Source organism: Stenotrophomonas geniculata, assembly GCF_034508895.1.
GTDB lineage: Bacteria > Pseudomonadota > Gammaproteobacteria > Xanthomonadales > Xanthomonadaceae > Stenotrophomonas > Stenotrophomonas geniculata.
The window spans coordinates 2,063,502-2,082,686 of record NZ_CP140571.1 but is presented as its reverse complement, the minus strand read 5'-3'; the positions used below and the strand labels follow the sequence as shown (position 1 = coordinate 2,082,686).

General features: G+C 67.1%; 14 protein-coding genes and 1 tRNA gene. 9 read left to right on the top strand and 6 right to left on the bottom strand.

Features of this window, described 5'->3' with window-relative positions; translation table 11 throughout:
- Positions 1 to 47 precede the first annotated feature (47 nt).
- From RI032_RS09655 to RI032_RS09640, 4 genes are all read left to right on the top strand, one after another.
- On the top strand, positions 48 to 1,004 hold the full coding sequence (locus RI032_RS09655; protein ID WP_057504411.1) for an aldo/keto reductase: 957 nt from the start codon (positions 48 to 50) through the stop codon (positions 1,002 to 1,004).
- A 643-nt stretch (positions 1,005 to 1,647) separates the two neighbouring features.
- Positions 1,648 to 1,721 (top strand) — tRNA-Thr (locus tag RI032_RS09650).
- A gap of 357 nt (positions 1,722 to 2,078) precedes the next feature.
- A complete protein-coding gene (locus tag RI032_RS09645; RefSeq protein WP_071305572.1) occupies positions 2,079 to 3,203 on the top strand; it encodes a slipin family protein in 1,125 nt (374 codons plus the stop codon).
- A gap of 57 nt (positions 3,204 to 3,260) precedes the next feature.
- Positions 3,261 to 4,481, top strand: coding sequence for an RtcB family protein (locus tag RI032_RS09640; protein ID WP_322548190.1), 1,221 nt, complete (start codon positions 3,261 to 3,263; stop codon positions 4,479 to 4,481).
- 41 nt (positions 4,482 to 4,522) lie between these two features.
- On the opposite strand, the gene RI032_RS09635 is transcribed toward RI032_RS09640, so the two are convergent.
- Complete coding sequence (locus RI032_RS09635) at positions 4,523 to 5,428, bottom strand: NAD(P)/FAD-dependent oxidoreductase (RefSeq protein WP_228354928.1); 906 nt, start codon at positions 5,426 to 5,428, stop codon at positions 4,523 to 4,525.
- Positions 5,418 to 5,873 carry an Rrf2 family transcriptional regulator gene (locus tag RI032_RS09630; RefSeq protein ID WP_322548189.1) on the bottom strand — a complete coding sequence of 152 codons (456 nt, stop codon included), beginning with the start codon at positions 5,871 to 5,873 and terminating at the stop codon, positions 5,418 to 5,420. The genes RI032_RS09635 and RI032_RS09630 overlap by 11 nt, the downstream gene beginning before the upstream one ends.
- Before the next feature lie 183 nt (positions 5,874 to 6,056).
- Between RI032_RS09630 and RI032_RS09625 the strand changes: the two genes are divergently transcribed.
- Positions 6,057 to 8,177, top strand: coding sequence for a methyl-accepting chemotaxis protein (locus RI032_RS09625; protein ID WP_322548188.1), 2,121 nt, complete (start codon positions 6,057 to 6,059; stop codon positions 8,175 to 8,177).
- Positions 8,178 to 8,279: 102 nt separating this feature from the next.
- Here RI032_RS09625 and RI032_RS09620 read toward each other — a convergent pair whose 3' ends face one another.
- A complete protein-coding gene (locus tag RI032_RS09620; RefSeq protein ID WP_049454144.1) occupies positions 8,280 to 9,182 on the bottom strand; it encodes a LysR family transcriptional regulator in 903 nt (300 codons plus the stop codon).
- A 105-nt stretch (positions 9,183 to 9,287) separates the two neighbouring features.
- On the opposite strand from RI032_RS09620, the gene RI032_RS09615 reads away from it, so the two are divergent.
- The gene (locus tag RI032_RS09615) at positions 9,288 to 10,502 is read left to right on the top strand and encodes an MFS transporter (RefSeq protein ID WP_322548187.1); all 1,215 of its coding nucleotides are present in this window, start codon (positions 9,288 to 9,290) and stop codon (positions 10,500 to 10,502) included.
- 125 nt (positions 10,503 to 10,627) lie between these two features.
- Entirely contained in the window at positions 10,628 to 11,437 is an 810-nt protein-coding gene (gene dkgB, locus RI032_RS09610) for a 2,5-didehydrogluconate reductase DkgB (protein WP_019336772.1), read from the top strand.
- 106 nt (positions 11,438 to 11,543) lie between these two features.
- On the opposite strand, the gene RI032_RS09605 is transcribed toward dkgB, so the two are convergent.
- Positions 11,544 to 12,251 (bottom strand): alpha/beta fold hydrolase, encoded by a 708-nt coding sequence (locus RI032_RS09605; RefSeq protein ID WP_197576867.1) that lies wholly within the window; start codon positions 12,249 to 12,251, stop codon positions 11,544 to 11,546.
- Between the two features lie 98 nt (positions 12,252 to 12,349).
- Here RI032_RS09605 and RI032_RS09600 point away from each other — a divergent pair, with 98 nt between their 5' ends.
- Positions 12,350 to 12,730, top strand: a complete 381-nt coding sequence (locus tag RI032_RS09600) for a YbjQ family protein (protein WP_010482286.1) — start codon at positions 12,350 to 12,352, stop codon at positions 12,728 to 12,730.
- Positions 12,731 to 12,803: 73 nt separating this feature from the next.
- Here RI032_RS09600 and RI032_RS09595 read toward each other — a convergent pair whose 3' ends face one another.
- The gene (locus tag RI032_RS09595) at positions 12,804 to 15,524 is read right to left on the bottom strand and encodes a bifunctional acetate--CoA ligase family protein/GNAT family N-acetyltransferase (protein ID WP_322548186.1); all 2,721 of its coding nucleotides are present in this window, start codon (positions 15,522 to 15,524) and stop codon (positions 12,804 to 12,806) included.
- A gap of 134 nt (positions 15,525 to 15,658) precedes the next feature.
- A complete protein-coding gene (gene mgtE, locus RI032_RS09590) occupies positions 15,659 to 17,029 on the bottom strand; it encodes a magnesium transporter (RefSeq protein ID WP_010482288.1) in 1,371 nt (456 codons plus the stop codon).
- 346 nt (positions 17,030 to 17,375) lie between these two features.
- On the opposite strand from mgtE, the gene RI032_RS09585 reads away from it, so the two are divergent.
- Positions 17,376 to 19,154, top strand: a complete 1,779-nt coding sequence (locus RI032_RS09585) for a monovalent cation:proton antiporter-2 (CPA2) family protein (RefSeq protein ID WP_019336775.1) — start codon at positions 17,376 to 17,378, stop codon at positions 19,152 to 19,154.
- Positions 19,155 to 19,185: the final 31 nt, after the last annotated feature.

Here is a 19,185-nt window from a genome sequence, read left to right as displayed (position 1 = left end):
CACATCGCGTTCTATTCTGGAGCACTTCCCCCAAGGAGTCCGTGCCCATGACGGCAACCCGCGAACTGGGCCGTTCCGGCCTGCATGTACGTCCGCTCGCCTTCGGTGGCAACGTGTTCGGCTGGAGCGCCGATGAGAAGGCCAGCTTCGCCCTGCTCGATGCCTTCGTCGACGCCGGTTTCAATCTGGTCGACACCGCCGATGTGTACTCGGCCTGGGTGCCGGGCAACGCCGGCGGCGAATCGGAAACACTGATCGGCAAGTGGTTCGCGCGCAGCGGCAAGCGTGACAAGGTGGTGCTGGCGACCAAGGTGGCCAAGTGGGCCGAACGCCCCGGCCTGACCCCGGACAACATCACTGCGGCGGTCGAGGATTCGCTGCGCCGCCTGCAGACCGACGTGATCGATCTGTACCAGGCCCACGAGGATGACGAGTCGACGCCGCTGGAAGCCACGCTGGCTGCGTTCGGCCGCCTGATCGAAGCCGGCAAGGTACGTGCGATCGGTGCCTCAAACTACAGCGCCACGCGCCTGGCCGATGCGCTGAAGGTGTCCACCGACTACAAGCTGCCGCGTTACGAAACCCTGCAGCCGGAGTACAACCTGTATGACCGCGCCGGCTACGAAAAGGAACTGGAACCGCTGGTGCAGCGCGAGCAGATCGGCGTGATCGGCTACTACGCGCTGGCCAGTGGCTTCCTCAGCGGCAAGTACCGCACGCCGGCCGATGCAGCCAAGAGCCCGGCGCGTGGCGAGAACGTAGTGAAGCGCTATCTGAACCCGCGCGGCCTGCGCATCCTGCAGGCGCTGGATGACGTGGCCAGCAAGCACGGCGCCAGCGCCGCACAGATCGCGCTGGCGTGGCAGATCGCGCGGCCGTCGATCACTGCGCCGATCGTCAGCGCCACCACCGTCGAACAGCTGCACGATCTGCTGGCAGCGGCCAACCTGTCGTTGAGCGTGCAGGACGTCGCGCAGCTGGATGCCGCCAGCGCGGAAGCCTGAGTTGTAGTGCCGGCCGCTGGCCGGCATTGCACAACAGCGAAGAAAATAATTGAACAAAATAGTTGCGCGCGACTAAATCGTGGTTTATCGTGCGCACCTCGTTTCAACGACCACTGGAAAACTCCCTTGAACGCGCATTCCGTCGCCACCGCCAAACTACTGCCATGCCTGCGCATGGACGTGCTGGCGCGCGCGTTCGGCAAGGAAGACCAGCTGACAACGGCCTGATACCCGCCCTGCGGAGATCGGCCACCCCGATCTCCGAGGCCTGACGACGCCCTCGGAACGCAAGTCCCGGGGGCGTTTTCGTTTGCGTCGGCACAAGGACCCGCGATGCCAGAACTGCACCCCGCGCGGCAACCCGCCGCTCACTGACCCAGGTTTTCCGCCCCGCCGGAGGATTTACTTCGCGCGACCGGCAGCGCCTGGACATTATCTGCATCGCACCCAAACATTATCGCTCGCCGATAATGTCGGTGGCCTGCACCTTCGATTCTCCAACGGTCCCGTTTCCACCACGGGCTGGTGCGCGCGGCGTTGCCGTGGCGTATGCCGGAGGTCGCGGACATGCCATCGCCTGGATCGCCTGCTGGAGGCAGGCACCGGTTCGCCGGTACGCGGTTCGATTCCGCGCGGTCCCCAACTGGATAGCTCAGCTTGGTCAGAGCAACGGATCCGTAATCCGTCTGTCGTGGGTTCGATTCCCACTCCAAACCACATGACCTGTCACGTCATGACTTGAAGCAACACCCGGGGCGCAAGCCCCAGCGGCCATCGTCGCCGTCCATCGTCATTGCCTTCGGGCAGGAACGTGGAAGGCAACGGACCGCACGCCGGGCCTCGGCCTGTCACCACTACCTGCCCCACTCTGCTCCGGTGCTGTCTGTCGGCAGCGATGGCCGCAAGGGTGATGACGCACCGAAGGCTCCGCGCGCGGACCGTCCGCCGATGGCCGCCCTCTTCCGCCGCCTGCACGTGGTGTGCAGGCGGCCTCGCCACGACCTGATCGACCCGGGTCATGGTGATTCATCCGCATCGGGTCGGACCACCAGAGCCATACAAGGAGAGACTCCCATGTTCTGGACCATCAAGGTCGTGATCGGCGACGGCGAGCGCGGCCTGGTGTATCGCAACCGTCGTTTCCAGCAGATCCTGCTGCCGGGCGTGCACCGCCTGTCGCCGTTCGGCGGCCGGCCGCACGTGGACCTCCACAACGCATCGAAGGGCGCGGCCTACACCGGCAGCGACCAGGACAGCCTGATCGAAGCGCTGGACGCACAGCTGGACACGCACTTCGTGCTGGCCAATGTCGGCGCCGGCGAAGTCGGTCTGTTGCTGCGCAACGGCCGCATCGACGAGGTCCTGCCGCCGGGCAGCCGCCGTCTGTACTGGCGCGGTTCGGTCGACACCCAGGTACGGGTGATGGCGCTGGGTGACGAGCCGCGCATCCCGCTGGACGTGCAGCAGCGCCTGGGCCAGCTGGGCGTGCTGCCGCGTGTCGCGGTGATCAGCACCGTGCCGAGCGAGTCGGTCGGCCTGCTGTTCATCGATGGCACGCTGCGGCAGACGCTGGACGCTGGCCTGCACGCGTTCTGGAACTTCAACGGCAACGTGTCGGTGGAGCGCGTGGAGCTGCGTGCGCGTTCGCTGGACGTGTCCGGCCAGGAACTGCTCAGCCGCGACAAGGTGACCCTGCGAGTGAATCTGGCCGCGACCGTGCAGGTGGTCGACCCGGTGCGTGCACACCGCACGCTGAGCAATGCCGATGAGTTCATCTATCGGCAGCTGCAGTTCGGCCTGCGCCAGGCGATCGCCGCACGCAGCCTGGACGAGCTGCTGGGCGACAAGGCGGCACTGGACGGCGAGATCGCTGCCCATGTGCAGGCGGCGATCGAGGGCCATGGCGTGCGGCTGCTCGGCGTGGGCATCAAGGACGTGATCCTGCCGGGCGAGATGAAGGAGATCCTCAACGGCGTGGTGCTGGCCGAGAAGCAGGCCCAGGCCAGCGTGATCCGTCGCCGCGAGGAGGCCAACGCCACGCGTTCGCAGCTCAACACCGCAAAGCTGATCGAGGACAACCCGGTGCTGATGCGCTTGAAGGAGCTGGAGGCGCTGGAGAAGGTCACCGAGAAGATCGACAAGCTCACCGTGTTCGGCGGCCTGGATGGCGTGCTGAAGCAGCTGGTGACGATCAGGTAGGGGGTCGCGGCGGCGCAGGGACGCGCCGCCGGCCCATCAAGGACATTCAACAAGACAATGGACACGCAACAGAACTATCAATGGCTGCACGCCGAGGGCACCACGCCGATCAAGGGCTGGGTCAACGGTGTGCCGCTGGAGGCACAGGCCCACGAGCAGCTGCGCAACATCGCCGCGATCCCGTTCGTCGGGCCGTGGGTGGCGGTGATGCCGGACGTGCACCTGGGCAAGGGCGCGACCGTGGGCTCGGTGATTCCGACCCGTGGCGCGATCATTCCGGCCGCGGTCGGCGTCGACATCGGCTGCGGCATGGCGGCGGTGCGTACCACGCTGCGCGCCAACGACCTGCCCGATGACCTGCGGCAACTGCGCAACAGCATCGAGCGCAGCATCCCGGTCGGCAACGGGCGCGGCGGCGAGCATCGCCGCATGCCCGACAGCATCCACACCCGGTTGGTGCAGTCCGGGCTGGCCGACGGCCTGGAGAAGATCAAGGACAAGCACCGCAGGATCCGCACCGATAAGCTGGACCGCCAGCTGGGTACGCTGGGCGGCGGCAACCACTTCATCGAACTGTGCCTGGACGAGACGGATACGGTGTGGGTGATGCTGCACAGCGGCTCGCGCGGCACCGGCAACCTGATCGGCACCTACTTCATCGAGAAGGCGCGCGAGGAGCTGGCACGGCGCGTGCTGGGCTTCCACCTGCCGGACAAGGACCTGGCGTTCTTCATGGAAGGCGAGCCGCTGTTCGATGACTACGTTGAAGCGGTGTCGTGGGCGCAGGACTACGCGCGGCAGAACCGCGAGGCGATGATGTCGCGTGTGCTGGCCGAGATGAGCCACCGCTTGCCGAAGTTCCAGCTGGCGGCGATGGCGGTGAACTGCCACCACAACTACGTGCAGAAGGAAACGCATCACGGCCAGGAGCTGCTGGTGACACGCAAGGGCGCCGTCAGTGCCCGCGAGGGTGAGCTGGGCATCATTCCCGGCAGCATGGGCACGCGCAGCTACATCGTGCGTGGCAAGGGCAACGCGGACAGCTTCCACAGCTGCAGCCACGGTGCCGGCCGGGTGATGAGCCGTGGCGCCGCGCGCCAGCAGATCACGCTGGCCCAGCATCGCGAAGCCACCGCGCACGTGGAATGCCGCAAGGACAGCGGCGTGCTGGATGAGTCACCGGCCGCGTACAAGTCGATCGACGATGTGATGGCCGCGCAGCTGGACCTGGTCGAGGTGGTGCACACCCTGCGCCAGGTGCTGTGCGTGAAGGGGTAACCGAGCGGTGCCGGCCTAGGCCGGCACCCACCGGAACACGTTCAGCGCGCCACGCTGTCTTCAGTCACCAGCGCGTGGTGCACGCCGATGCCCGCACGCACGCCCTCGGCAGCAGCCAGGGTGATGTTGCCAACTGTGGTTGCATCGCCGGCGGCGTACACGTTCGGCAGCGAGGTCTGCTTCATCGCATCGACCTCGATCAGCACGCCCAGCGGGCTTTCCACCAGGGTGCAGCCCAGCTGCTGCACCAGCGGCGTCGCCATCGTCTGCGTGGCCGGCACGAACAGCGCGCGTTGCGCGATGCGGCGGCCATCAGCCAACTCCACTTCCAGCCAGGTCGGCTGGTCGCCCTGCACGCCCAGCACCGGCGCGGTCTCGATCTGCACGCCGCGCTGCTGCATGGCGGCCCGCTCCTCATCGGTGATCGGCAGGCCCTGGCTGAAGAAGGTGACATTTCCCCAATCGGCGAACAGCGGCGCCTTGCTGGCGGACATCGGGTGCCCACCAAGCAGACCGATTGCGCCACCACCCACTTCGTAGCCATGGCAGTAGGGACAATGCAGCACGGTGCTGCCCCAGCGCTCGGCCAGCCCCGGCAGTTCCGGTAGCTGGTCGGTGATACCACTGGCCAGCAGCAGCTTGCGAGCAGCCAGCACCTGGCCATCAGCGGTGTGCACTTCGACGCCCGCGGCGGTGGCGGATGCCTGCACGGCCTCGGCGTGCAGCCAGCGTACGCTGGGGTAGTCCAGCAGTTGCTGGCGCGCGGTCTTCAGCAGCTCGGCGCCACTGGTGCCATCCAGCCCCAGCACGCCATGCGAATGGCTGGCGAAGCGGTTGCGCGGCAATCCGGCGTCGATGACCGTGACCGGGCGGCGGGCGCGGGCGAGGATCAGGCCGGCGGCAATGCCGGCATAGCTGCCGCCAACGATGAGCACATCAGGATTCATGATGACCTTCCAGGGAACGGTGATGGGCGAGATGGCGGGCGAAGTCGGCGCCGAGCTGGTCCAGCGTGGTCGCCTGCAGCCGCTGTTCGAGAAGGCGCTGTGCTTCGCGCGCCCCTTCGAGCAGGGCGCTGTTGACCAGCTGCTGGATAGGGCAGCCCTGGCCGGCATTCCGCGTGCCGACCTGCACCAGCGCAGGCGCCCCGACGGCCAGATAGATGTCGTGCAGGGTGATCGTGGCGGCATCGCGTGCCAGCTGGCTGCCACCGCCATGGCCACGCGTGGTGTTCACCAACCCGGCCTTGTGCAGCTGCGCCAGCAGGCGGCGGATCACCACCGGATGGGTCGGCAGGCACGCGGCCAGCTGTTCGGAGGTGCGCGGGGCAGCGTGGCCCACCAGATGTGCCATCACGTGCAGGGCGTCGGAAAGCGGGCTTGCTGATTTCATGTAACAACAATAGTTACATTTAAACCATCTGTCGAGAGTCCGTATTCGTTCCATATGGACACATTTGTCCTATGAAACATCTCCTTCACATCGCTAAACGGAACGCGAATGTGATCGTTGTCGCACTTCAGACGTGCAGGGCACGGGTCGATACCGCATTGCCCCTTCCCGAGAGTCCCTTCCATGAAAGCGTCTGTCCGTGCTCCGCGCCTGCAGTCCAAGCTGCTCGGCGCGGTTTCTGTTGGTCTGGCCGTGGTCCTGCTGTCCGCACTGGCGGGCCTGGCCTCCGCTTGGTTGAAGCTGTCCACCGAAGTTCCACCCGAAGTCGCGCACAGCCGCGATGCAGAACGCCTGCAACGCGAGTTCCGCGGCCAGGTGCAGGAATGGAAGAACGTATTGCTGCGCGGCCGCGACGATGCGCTGCGCCAGCGCCATCTGGATGCCTTCGACAGCGAGGGCCGACTGGTCGAGCAGCTGGCCAAGGGCCTGGTGACCAGCCCGGACGCGCGCACGCGTGATCTGGCACAGGCCTTCATCGGCCTGCACGCGCAGCTGCAGAAGGACTATCACGCCGCCCTGCAGGCATTTGCGGAGGCCGGCTACGATCCCGCCGCCGGCGACAACCTCGTGCGCGGAAAGGATCGCCCCGTGGCGACCGCACTGGATGCGCTGAGCACGCACGCCACGCAGGTTGCCGAAGCGGCGGTGACGGCACGCTCGCAGCAGGCACGCCAGACCCTGCTGCTGTGTGCAGCGCTGACCGTGCTGGCCGCGGTGCTGTTGCTGATGGGCCTGGCCTGGTGGCTGCGGCGCGCGGTGGTGCAGCCGGTACTGGCGGTGGAAGCCGCTGCACGTGCAGTGGCTGCCGGCGACCTGCAACACGTGGTGCAGGTGCGCAGCCGCGACGAGATCGGCCGCCTCGCGCAGGCCATGCAGGCGGTGCAGTCCACGCTGCGCGGCGTGCTGGATGCACAGGCCACGATGGCGCAGGCGCATGAGGCCGGCACCATCAGCCACCGCATGGACGCCAGCGCCTTCCCCGGCGCGTTCGGCACCATGGTGGCCGACAGCAACACGCTGGTGGATGCGCACATCCAGGTGAAGATGCGCGCGATTGCGATCATGGGCCGCTACGCCGTCGGTGACCTCAGCCAGGACATGGAACGACTGCCCGGCGAAAAGGCCGTGATCACCAATGCATTGGATACCGCCAAGGCCAATCTCGGCGTGATCAACGGCGAGATCCGCCGCCTGGCCGAAGCCGCTGCCGCCGGTGACTTCAGCCAGCGCGGCGACAGCGCACGCTTCGAACATGATTTCCGCGCGATGGTCGACGGCCTGAACCGCCTGATGCAGACCACCGAACTGAACCTGGGCGAGGTTTCCAGCATGCTGCGCGCGATTGCCGATGGCCGTCTCGGCGCGCGCATGCACGGTGATTTCCAGGGTGTATTCGCGCGCATCGCCGGCGACGCCAATACCACCGCCGCGCAGCTGGCGACCATCGTCACCGACATCAAGCACGCCTCCGGCAGCATCCACACCGCCGCCGCGGAGATCGCCGCCGGCAACAATGATCTGTCGCGCCGCACCGAACAGCAGGCCGCCAACCTGGAAGAGACGGCGGCATCGATGGAGGAACTGACCTCCACCGTGCGCCAGAACGCCGAACACGCGCGCCAGGCCAACCAGCTCGCGATCGGCGCGCACGCGGTCGCCTCGCAGGGCGGCAGCGTGGTCGGCCAGGTGGTGACGACGATGGGCGCGATCGAAACCTCGTCACGGCAGATCGCCGAGATCATCAGTGTGATCGATGGCATCGCGTTCCAGACCAACATCCTGGCGCTGAACGCGGCGGTTGAAGCGGCACGCGCCGGTGAGCAGGGTCGCGGCTTCGCCGTGGTGGCCAGCGAGGTCCGCACGCTGGCGCAACGTTCGGCGGCGGCGGCGAAGGAGATCAAGTCGCTGATCGAAGCCTCGGTGGAACAGGTGGGGCACGGTGCACAGCGCGTGCGTGAGGCCGGTGACACCATGGCCGAGATCGTGGCCTCGGTGCAGCGCGTGACCGACATCATGGCCGAGATTTCCGCCGCCTCGCAGGAACAGAGCGCGGGCATCGAGCAGGTCAGCCAGACCGTGATCCAGATGGACGGCACCACCCAGCAGAACGCTGCGCTGGTGGAGGAAGCCAGCGCCGCGGCACGCAGCCTGGAACAGCAGGCGAACCGGTTGATCGAGGCGGTGGATGTGTTCGATCTGTCGACCACGGCGGATGCGAAGGGCGGGTTGGCGCGCGCAGCCTGATTGGTCCGGTTGCCGGCCAGCGTCAGATGGGTAGCGCCCGACCGTTGGTCGGGCGATGGCAGGTGCAGTGCGGACCCACGGTCCGCACCCACCCGAGTCCGATCAGCGCAGGTAACCGCTCTGCGCCATTGCTTCACCCAGGTAATCCAGGAACGAGCTGATCCGCGCCGACACCGCCGTGTTGCGGTAGTACACCGCGTGGATCGGCTGGTACACATCCAGCGTCTGCGCCGCCAGCACCGGCACCAGGGTGCCAGCAGCGCGGTCGCTATCGGTGACGAAGTCGGACAGGCAGGTGATGCCGACACCTTCCACCGCCAGACGGCGCAGTGTCTCGCCACTGGACACGGCGATGTCCGGCCGCACCAGCAGCAGCCCATCCGACTCTCCGGGCAACGGCCAGCGGTTGAGTGACTCCGGCTCGTTGAAGCTGAGCAGTGTGTGCTGGCCCAGTGCGGCGACGCTGGCCGGTTCGCCGTGTGCAGCCAGGTAGGCCGGGCTTGCCACCAGCCGCAGCTGGCACCGCCCCAGCGGCCGCGCATGCAACGTGGAGTCGGCCAGTGGCCCGATCCGGATCGCCAGATCGGTGCGCCGCTCCAGCAGGTCGATGTAGCGGTCGGAGCTGTTCAACTCCAGCTGCACTTCCGGGTAGCGCGCACGATAGCCGCTCACCAGCGGCGCGATCACGTGCAGCACGAACGGCATCGCCGCATCCACGCGCAGGCGCCCTGCCGGGCGCTCGCGGCGTGCCGCCATCTGTTCCTCGGCCGATTCCACCGCATCGATGATCGCCCGTGCATGGCGCAGGAACGCCTCGCCCTCGGCAGTCAGGTGCAGGCGGCGGGTGGTGCGGGTCAGCAGGGTGATCCCCAGCTTGTCCTCCAGCCGCCCCAGCGCACGGCTCACGCCCGAGGGCGTCTGCCCCAGCTGCTCGGCAGCGGCACTGATCGACCCGCTGTCGATCACCGCGAGGAAGGCCTGCATTTCATCGAGAGTAGTCTTCATCCCGCCATTATTGACTGAGCGGCAATAGTGATTGGCGTGAAGACTGGTTTTTCGGCAAAGGTGCGCCGCGCACACTGCGCGCCTTCCTTCCCTCCGGAGCCGGCCATGATCCGTGGCATTCCCCTCGCCCTGCTGGCGTTGACCCTCGGTGCCTTCGCCATCGGCACCACCGAGTTCGTCATCGTCGGCCTGATTCCCACCATTGCCGCCGATCTGCAGGTCAGCCTGCCCTCCGCAGGCCTGCTGGTCTCGCTGTATGCCCTCGGGGTGGCCATCGGTGCGCCGGTGCTGACTGCGCTGACCGGCCGCATGCCGCGCAAGTCGCTGCTGGTAGCCCTGATGGTGCTGTTCACCCTCGGCAACGTCATCGCCTTCCTGGCGCCGGGCTACACGTCGCTGATCGCCGCGCGCATCCTCACCGGCCTGGCCCACGGCGTGTTCTTCTCGATCGGTTCGATCATCGCCACCGCGGTGGTGCCGAAGGAGAAGGCCGCCGGTGCCATCGCCATCATGTTCACCGGCCTGACCGTGGCGCTGGTGACCGGTGTGCCGCTGGGCACTTTCATCGGCCAGCACCTGGGCTGGCGCGCCACCTTCCTGGCCGTGGCCGGGCTGGGCGTGATCGCATTGCTGGGTGCGCTGCTGTTCGTGCCGCGCAGCGTGCCGCAGAGTGTGCCGTCCAGCTTCCGCCAGCAGATGGCGGTGCTGGCCCAGCCGCGCCTGCTGCTGGTCTATGCGATGACCACGCTGGGGTATGGCGGGACCTTCCTGGCCTTCACCTACCTGGCGCCGATCCTGCAGGACGTCACCGGTTTCTCGGCCAATGCGGTCAGCCTGGTGCTGCTGGTGTACGGCGTGTCAGTGGCGATCGGCAACCTGTGGGGCGGCCGCATGGCCGACCGCATGGGCCCGGTGCCCGCGCTGAAGCGCATCTTCGCCCTGCTGGCCGTCGTGCTGTTCGTGCTCACCTTCACCGCCTACACCACCTGGCTGATGCTGCTGACGGTGCTGGCACTGGGCGCGGTGGCCTTCGGCAACGTGCCCGGCCTGCAGGTGTATGTGGTCAAGCAGGCGCAGCGCTATGCGCCGCAGGCCACCGACGTGGCCTCGGGGCTGAACATTGCCGCCTTCAACATCGGCATCGCGCTGGGCGCCTCGCTGGGTGGCCTGGTGGTGGAGCACATCGGCCTGATGCATACGCCGTGGCTGGGTGCGCTGGTGGTGGTGGGCGCGTATGCGCTGACCGTGCTCAGCGGCCGCCTCGACCGCCGCGACGGCATCGATGACCGCGCCGACGGCATCCCCGTGGCCGCGCATTGAGACAGGTCATGCCGTGCCGGCACCCTGCCGGTACGGTGGTGCAATGCACCGTTGCCGGCACGTATGCGGCCACTGGCCTACCCTTTGCCGGATATTCGCATCCCTCCCCTCTGCTGGAGTTCCCCATGACTGTCCCCGCCTTCGGTCTCGGCACCTTCCGCCTCAAAGACCAGACCGTGATCGACTCCGTGCGCAACGCGCTGGATGTCGGCTACCGCGCCATCGATACCGCACAGATCTACGGCAATGAAGCCGAGGTCGGCCAGGCCATTGCCGACTCCGGTGTGCCGCGCGATGAGATCTACCTGACCACCAAGGTCTGGATCACCGAGTTCAAGCGCGAAGCGCTGCTGGCCAGCCTGCGCACCAGCCTGGAGAAGCTGCGCACCGACCATGTCGACCTGGCACTGATCCACTGGCCGTCGCCGAACGACAAGGTCGACGTGCCGATGGAGGAGTACCTGACCGCACTGGCCGAGGCCAAGGCACAGGGCCTGACGAAGGAGATCGGCATCTCCAACTTCACCATCGCACAGACCCGCAAGGCGATCGAGATCCTCGGCGCCGATGCGATCACCACCAACCAGATCGAGATCCATCCGTACCTGCAGAACCGCCTGCTGGTGAAGTTCCTGCAGGACAACGGCATCCACATTACCGCCTACATGAGCCTGGCCTATGGCGAGGTGATCAAGGACCCGGTGATCCAGGCCATTGCCGGCCGTCACCAGGCCACGCCCGCGCAGATCGCACTGGCCTGGGCACTGCAGCAGGGTTACTCGGTCATTCCGTCTTCGACCAAGCGCGAGAACCTGTCGGGCAACCTGGAAGCGGCAGCAATCCGCCTCACCGACGAAGACATGGCGCAGATCGCCAAGCTGGATCGTGGGCACCGCCTGGCCAACCCGGAAGGCATTGCGCCGGCCTGGGATTGAGGCCGACCGCGGTTTCGGAACCGAATCGGTAGGTGCCGACCTGGGTCGGCACTGACCTGTGATTGATCGTTGAAACAGCGTGCCGACCCAGGTCGGCACCTACCGTTCACTCCCTACCCTGCAGCAACCACCCACGCATCGCTGCACTGACTTCTTCAGGCTTCTCCATCGGCGCCAGGTGCCCGCAATCGGACAGCACCACCAGCTGCGAATGCGGCACCAACGCATGCATTTCCTCGCTCACCGCCAGCGGCGTGATGCGGTCGTTGGCACCGCACACGATCAGCAGCGGATCGCGGTAGCCCGCCAGCACGTCATGGCCGTCGCGCCGCTCCAGCGCACTCTGGCGCAGGAATACCTCCGCCCCCAGGCGGGCGGTCATGTCGCGCACGCGCTGCACCAGCACGTAGTCGTCCAGCCGCGAGGCGTCGATGTAGCTGCGCATCAGCGCATCGCCGAAGCCGTGGAACCTGCCCGGCAGGCGCACGCTGGCGCGCTGGCTGCGGCGTTGTTCGGCACGTTCCGGTGAATCGGCGTGGATCGAGGTATCGATCAGCGCCAGCTGCAGCACGCGCTCCGGCGCAATGCGCAGGATCTGCTGGGCAACGAAGCCGCCCAGTGAGAAACCAGCCAGCGCAAAGCGCTCCGGTGCCTGTGCGAGCACGTCCTCGGCGACCGCTTGGAGGGTCTCGCCACGGGTCTGGTCGCCTACCGTGCAGTCAGCGATGTCGGCCAGGTCGGCCATCTGCGCACGCCACAGCTCGGCATCGTTGAGCAGGCCGGGCAGCAGGAGCAGGGGGGTACGGTCGGTCATGGGGATATTGTCGCGCCGGCGGGGTGACGGCACCATGCCGCAACGGGTGATTGCACTGTAGAGTCGAGCAAGCTCGACTCTACGACACGGACGCGACCATGGCAGACCCCTACAACAGCAGCCCCACGTCCCCGCCCGCGCTGCGTTTCGACGATGCGCTGGTCACCACCGCCTTCGAGCTGCCCGGCCATCGCGTGGTGCGCAACCTCGGCGTGGTGCGCGGCATCACCGTGCGATCGCGCTCGATCGTCGGCAATTTCCTCGGCGGCATCCAGACCCTGTTCGGCGGCAACATCACCATCTACACCGAACTGTGCGAACAGGCCCGCGAGGAAACCTACCGCGACATGGTCAAGCACGCGCGGCAGCTGGGCGCCAACGCGATCATCGGCATGCGCTACGACGCCACCGATGTGATGACCGGGCTGACCGAGGTGCTGTGCTATGGCACGGCGGTGGTAGTGGAGCCGGTGCGTTGATACTGTAGTGCCGAGTCCATGCTCGGCTCAGGCGCGCCCGTGCGATGCAAGGCAGCCGAGCGTGGGCTCGGCTCTACAGAGGGGTCTCAGGCACTTCGACCTGCTGCACCGGCAGGGTCACCATCATCACCGTCGGGTCGTCCGGGTCGAGTTTGGTCTTGAAGCCCAGGCTCTGGCACATCGCCAGCATGGTGCTGTTTTCGCGCAGCACCTGGCCTTCGACCACGTCCAGGCCCAGCCACTTGGCGTACTCGATCATGATCGCCATCAACCGCCAGCCGATGCCGTGGCCCTTCAGGTCCGAGCGGATCAGGATGCCGTACTCGCCGCGATGATAATCGGCATCGGCGTGCAGGCGTACCGCGCCGAGCATTTCGCCACTGCGCGGTTCGATCGCCACCAGCGCGATCGAGCGTGCGTAATCGAGCTGGGTCAGGCGCGCGATGAATTCGTGGCTGAAGTGCTTCACCGACTGGAAGAAGCGCAGGCGCAGGTCCTCGTCGCTGACACGGGCGAAGAATGCGCGGAACAGTGCATCGTCTTCCGGACGCACCGGACGCACGAAGGCGCGGCCGCCATCGGACAGTTCGATGGTGCGCTCCCACTCCTTCGGGTACGGGAACACCGAGAAGCGCGGATGACCGCGGCCCTTGTGCAGAATGCGCGACGGCGCCACCGCCACGCGTGCGTCGAGGGCAAGAATGCCCTTGCTGTCGACCAGCAGCGGGTTGATGTCCAGCGTGCGCACTTCGGGAATGTCTGCGGCCAGCTGTGCCAGCTTGACCAGCGCCAGCGCCAGTGCGCGCTCGTCGGCGGCGGGCACATCGCCATAGGCCTTGAGGATGCGCGAAGCCCGGGTCTGCCCGATCAGCTCATGGGCCAGGCGCAGGTCCAGCGGCGGCAACGCCAACGCCTTGTCATTGATCACTTCAACTGCGGTACCGCCACGACCGACTACGATCACCGGGCCGAACGTCGCGTCATCGGCGATGCCGACAATCAGTTCACGCGCCTTCGGGCGAACAATGGTCGGCTGCACCAGCAGGCCATCGATGCGGGCATCCGGCCGCAGCTGGCGTGCGCGCGACAGGATCGCGTTGGCCGCGCTCTGCACCGCCGGCAACGTGGACAGGTTCAGGCGCACGCCGTCCACTTCCGACTTGTGCGGGATGTCCGGTGACAGGATCTTCAGTGCGACCGTGGCACCGCGCTCGAGCAGCGGCTGCGCCAGGTCCATCGCCTCGTGCGCATCGCGCGCATGCATGACCGGTGCGGACGGAATGCCGTAGGCCTTGAGCAGTTCATGGGTGGCCAGCGGATCCAGCCACTGCTGGCCGTTGGCCAACGCGGCATCGACCAGCGCGCGTGCGGCCGCTGCATCGACACTGAAGTCCTGCGGCAGGCTGGGTGGCGTTTCCATCAGGGCGTTCTGCGCTTCACGGTAACGCACCAGATGCTGGAAGCCGCGTACTGCCTCCGCCTCGGTCGGATAGGTCGGCACCCGCGCCGCGTTGAGCGTGGCAGTGGCCTGGTCATCGTTGCCCAGCCACACCGCGAACACCGGCTTGTCGCGATGATGGCGCGGACGCAGGCCGAGCGTGCGGGTGAGCGCCTGCGCAGCGTCTGCGGACGAGGTGAATGCGGTCGGCACGTTGACCACCATCACCGCGTCGTTCTCGTTGTCGGCCAGCAGCGCTTCGATGGCCGCGGCATAGCGGTCACCATCGGCGTCGACCACGATGTCGACCGGATTGCTGCGCGACCAGCCCTGCGGCAGCACGGCGTCCAGCTTTTCGACCGTGGTGTCGGACAGGTTGGCCAGGGTGCCACGCAATGCGATCAGCTGGTCCACGGCGAGGCGACCGACGCCGCCGCCGTTGCTGAGAATCGCCAGGCGACGGCCCGGGAAGGTGCCCAACCGCCCCAGCGATTCGGCAGCAGTGAACAGTTCGTCCAGCGCGCCCACGCGCAGCAGGCCGGCACGGTTGAACGCGGCGCCGTACACGTCGTCGGCGCGGGCCAGGGCCTGCACATGGGTATCGCGGCTGCCCGGCTGCACGCGCTCGGCGCGGCCGGACTTCACCACCACCACCGGCTTGGCGCGGGCGGCGGCACGCGCAGCCGACATGAACTTGCGCGCGTCCTTGATCTGCTCGACATAGAGCAGGATGGCACGGGTGCGGTAGTCGGTGGCGAAGTAGTCGAGCAGGTCGCCGAAGTCGACGTCCATCGTGTCGCCCAGCGAGACCACCGCGGAGAAGCCGACCGAGCGCGCTACGCCCCACTCCACCAGCGCGGCGGCGATCGCCGAGGATTCGGAAATCAGGGCGAGGTCGCCTGCCTGCGGGAAATGTGCGGCGATACTGGCATTGAGTCGCGCGTGCGGCGCGATCACGCCCAGGCAGTGCGGCCCGAGGATGCGCAGGCCATGCTTGCGCGCCACCGCCTCTACCTGTGCGGACAACGAACCCGGGCCTTCGCCCAGGTGCGCAGTGAGGATGATCGCCGCCTGCACGCTGCGCTCGGCGGCGGTACGCACCACCTGCGGCACGATCGCCGCTGGTGCGGTGATCACCACCAGGTCGGGCACCCAGTCCAGGTCCTTCAGCCGCTTGACCGTGCGGATGCCATCGATCTCGGCATGTCGCGGGTTGATCCACGCCACCTTGCCGGGGAAGCCCGTGCCGCGCAGGTTGCGCATCACTGCGCGGCCGGCGGAACGCTCACGCGGGCTGCCGCCGATCACCGCGACCGACTGCGGACGGAACACAGACTGCAGGTGGTAGGTACTCATGCGCCTACGGTACCCAAAAAAGGGGACGGAGGGGATTAAGTCGTTTGTGCCACAAACGACTTAATCCCCTCCGTCCCCTTCTTGTTCTGCGTGCCGACCAAGGTCGGCACCTACCAGAGCACGGTGGCTCCGGCTTACAACAACGTGCCGTGCAGGATCATCGCGGCGATGCTGAAATAGATCACCAGGCCGGTGACATCCACCAGGGTGGCCACGAACGGTGCCGAGGCACTGGCCGGATCGAAGCCGAGGCGCTTGAGGATGAAGGGCAGCATCGAGCCGGACAGCGAACCGAAGGTGACGATGCCCACCAGAGCGGCACCGATGGTGATCGCCAGCAGGATCCAGTGCTCGCCGTAGTCATGCAGGCCGCCCAGCTGCCAGATCACGATGCGCACGATCGCCAGGCAGCCGAGGATGGCACCCAGTACCATGCCGGTCGGGATCTCGCGGATGGCCACCTTCCACCAGTCGCGCAGGCGCAGTTCACGCAGCGCCAGGCTGCGGATCAGCAGCGAGGTGGCCTGCGAACCGGAATTGCCGCCCGAACTCATGATCAGTGGGATGAACAGGGTCAGCACCACCGCGCGCGCCAGTTCGTCCTCGTAGTGCTGCATCGCGCTGGCGGTCAGCATCTCGCCCAGGAACAGCACGCTCAGCCAACCGGCGCGCTTGCGCAGCATCTCGAAGAAGCCGATCTGCATGTACGGCTTGTCCAGCGCTTCCATGCCACCGAACTTGTGCGCGTCTTCGGTGGATTCCTCGATCAGTGCATCGAGCACGTCGTCCACGGTGACGATGCCGAGCATCTGCAGCTGCGCATCGACCACCGGAATCGCCAGCAGGTCGTGGCGGCGGATCAGCCGCGCCACTTCTTCCTGGTCCATCAGCGCATCCACCGTCACCGGCGGATTGACCTGGGCCACGTCCAGGATCGACTCCTCCGGCAGGCCGGTGATCAGCCGGCGCATGGTCACCACCTGCTGCAGCTGCTGGCTGGCCGGGTCGAGCACGTAGATGGCGTACACGGTCTCGCGGGTGCGCTCGACCTGGCGGATGTGCTGCAGGGTCTGCGCCACGGTCCAGCTGGCGGGTACCGCCACGTACTCGGTGGTCATCAGCGCGCCGGCGGTGTTGGGCGGGTAGCTGAGCAGCTTCTGGATGGCCTGGCGGGCGTCGGTGCCCAGCAGCGGGATCAGCCGCGCGCGTTCCTCCTCGTCCAGCTCGTGGACGATGTCGGTGGCACGGTCATCGGCCATCAGCCCAAGCAGGGCGGCGGCGCGGGCCGGCGGCAGCGCAGCTACCAGTTCGCCGCTGCGGTGCAGTTCCGGTGCCTCCAGCATCTTCACCGCACGCGGCAACGGCAGCGCGGCCAGCGTTTCCGCAGCGCGCACGAGTTCCAGCGTGTTGAGGAATTCCACCGCATCGGCGGTGTTGTAGTTCGCCAATGGTGCGGCCAGTGCGGCGGCATCGGCCACCGGGCGCAGCAATTGCTTCTGGTTCATCGGGTTTGCCTTGTGGGGGTGCGACCTCGCGCAACGCCAACGCAGGCAAACCGTCCCGATGTCAGGCGGTGGCCATCGCTGGCGTCGAACGAGGTCGACTTCTACTGTCGCTGGACATGGGTAGGGGACTCCGGGATGCGTGTGCCGGCGGACGCGCCGCCAGCGGCGGGCAGTCTGGACCCGTGGGCCATGCAGGTCAACCCGGCCGCTGTGCGCAGGGCGCCTGCCCGGCAGGTTGTTCTCGTGCATACACAGGCCGGCGCGCATAATGACGCGGTGGTACTCGCCACCCCTTCCCCCACCCGAATGGACGCACAGCGGGCTCCGCCGATGACCAGGTATTCCCATGCATAGCGGTGGTCTGGAACTGGCCCTGGTGCTGCTGCTGGCGGCGGTCATCGCCGTGCCGGTGTTCAAGAAGTTCGGCTTCGGCGCGGTGCTGGGCTACCTGGCCGCCGGTGTGGTGCTGGGCCCGGACGGGCTGGGCTTCGTGCAGGACGCCGACCGCATCCTCGGTGCCGCCGAGATCGGCGTGGTGATGCTGCTGTTCGTGATCGGCCTGGAGCTGTCGCCGGCACGCCTGAAGGTGATGCGGCGCTCGGTGTTCGGCGCCGGCACGGCACAGGTGGCGTTGTCCGGGCTGGTGCTGGGCGGCCTGCTGCTGCTTGACCATTTCCAATGGAAAAGCGCGCTGGTGGTGGGCGTGGCGCTGGCGTTGTCATCCACCGCGGTGGGCCTGCAGCTGCTGTCCGAGCACAAGGCGATCAACAGCGACCATGGCCGGCTCGGGTTCGCCATCCTGCTGTTCCAGGACCTGATCGCGATTCCGCTGCTGGCGGCCATCCCGCTGCTGGGCGGGGTGAAGAACGAGACCCTTCGCTGGGAAGACGCTGCCGTGGCCCTCGGTGCGCTGGCCGTGGTGATCCTGTGCGGGCGACCGGTGCTGCGCAAGGTGTTCAGCATCATCGCGCGCACCCGCAGCCCGGAAGTATTCACCGCCACCGCACTGCTGGTGGTGCTGGGCACCGCCTGGTTCATGCAGGAAGCCGGCCTCAGCCCCAGCTTGGGCGCGTTCCTGGCCGGCGTGCTGCTGTCCGATTCGGAGTTCCGGCACGAGTTGGAAGCGCAGATCGAGCCGTTCAAGGGGCTGCTGCTGGGCCTGTTCTTCATCGCGGTGGGGATGGGCATCGATCTGGACCGCATCGCCGCCGAACCGTGGCTGATCGCTGCCGGCGTGGCGATCCTGCTGGTGGTCAAGTTCAGCCTGCTCTACGTGATCGGGCGTATCGCCAAACTCAGTTCGCGACAGTCGCTGCTGCTGGGCAGCGTACTGTGGCTGGGCGGCGAGTTCGCCTTCGTGGTGTTCAATGAAGCACAGCGCGCGCACCTGCTGGGCAACGCCAACCACGACCGGCTGGTGGCGATCGTCGGCCTGTCGATGGCGATCACGCCGCTGCTGATGATCGCGCTGCTCAAGCTGCTCGGTCAGGAGAAGGCCGCACCGCGCCAGGCCGCCGAGGCCGACAAGGTGGCGCCGGACAATCGGCCGAAGGTGCTGATCGCCGGCATGGGCCGTTTCGGCCAGGTGATCGCGCGCCTGCTGACCGCGCAGAAGGTGCCGTTCGTGGCGCTGGAAGCGAACCCGGACACCGTGGCCGACCTGCGCCGCTTCGGCAACCAGCTGTACTACGGCGACCCGACCCGGCCGGAGATGCTGCGTGCGGCGGGCGGCGAGCACATCGATGTGTTCGTGATCACCGTGGACGACCCGGAGACCAACCTGCGCGCGGTGCGCATGGTGCGTCGGCTGTACCCGGACGCGACGGTGCTGGCGCGTGCACGCAACCGCCAGCATGCGTGGCGCCTGATGGACATGTCGGCCGAGCCGTTCCGCGAAGTGTTCGGCACCAGCCTGGAGATGAGCGGCCGCGTGCTGACCGCGCTGGGCGTGGCACCGGACGTTGCCGAACGCCATGTGCAGCGCTTCCGCGAGCACGACGAACAGCTGCTGCGCGATCAGTATCTGGTGTACGACGACGAGGCGGCGGTGATCCAGACCTCGCGCGATGCACGCAACGACCTGATGCATCTGTTCGAGGCCGACGCGGAAAGCGACGGCAAGTAGGCGTGCCGACCAACGGTCGGCACCCACCACA

Bases quoted from the DNA above. Each gene is read 5' to 3' on its own strand.
- RI032_RS09615 (WP_322548187.1), top strand. From the start codon at position 9,288: ATGATCCGTGGCATTCCCCTCGCCCTGCTGGCGTTGACCCTCGGTGCC.
- dkgB (WP_019336772.1), top strand. From the start codon at position 10,628: ATGACTGTCCCCGCCTTCGGTCTCGGCACCTTCCGCCTCAAAGACCAG.
- RI032_RS09655 (WP_057504411.1), top strand. From the start codon at position 48: ATGACGGCAACCCGCGAACTGGGCCGTTCCGGCCTGCATGTACGTCCG.
- mgtE (WP_010482288.1), bottom strand. From the start codon at position 17,029: ATGAACCAGAAGCAATTGCTGCGCCCGGTGGCCGATGCCGCCGCACTG.
- RI032_RS09585 (WP_019336775.1), top strand. From the start codon at position 17,376: ATGCATAGCGGTGGTCTGGAACTGGCCCTGGTGCTGCTGCTGGCGGCG.
- RI032_RS09635 (WP_228354928.1), bottom strand. From the start codon at position 5,428: ATGAATCCTGATGTGCTCATCGTTGGCGGCAGCTATGCCGGCATTGCC.
- RI032_RS09605 (WP_197576867.1), bottom strand. From the start codon at position 12,251: ATGACCGACCGTACCCCCCTGCTCCTGCTGCCCGGCCTGCTCAACGAT.
- RI032_RS09625 (WP_322548188.1), top strand. From the start codon at position 6,057: ATGAAAGCGTCTGTCCGTGCTCCGCGCCTGCAGTCCAAGCTGCTCGGC.
- RI032_RS09645 (WP_071305572.1), top strand. From the start codon at position 2,079: ATGTTCTGGACCATCAAGGTCGTGATCGGCGACGGCGAGCGCGGCCTG.
- RI032_RS09640 (WP_322548190.1), top strand. From the start codon at position 3,261: ATGGACACGCAACAGAACTATCAATGGCTGCACGCCGAGGGCACCACG.
- RI032_RS09620 (WP_049454144.1), bottom strand. From the start codon at position 9,182: ATGAAGACTACTCTCGATGAAATGCAGGCCTTCCTCGCGGTGATCGAC.
- RI032_RS09630 (WP_322548189.1), bottom strand. From the start codon at position 5,873: ATGAAATCAGCAAGCCCGCTTTCCGACGCCCTGCACGTGATGGCACAT.
- RI032_RS09600 (WP_010482286.1), top strand. From the start codon at position 12,350: ATGGCAGACCCCTACAACAGCAGCCCCACGTCCCCGCCCGCGCTGCGT.
- RI032_RS09595 (WP_322548186.1), bottom strand. From the start codon at position 15,524: ATGAGTACCTACCACCTGCAGTCTGTGTTCCGTCCGCAGTCGGTCGCG.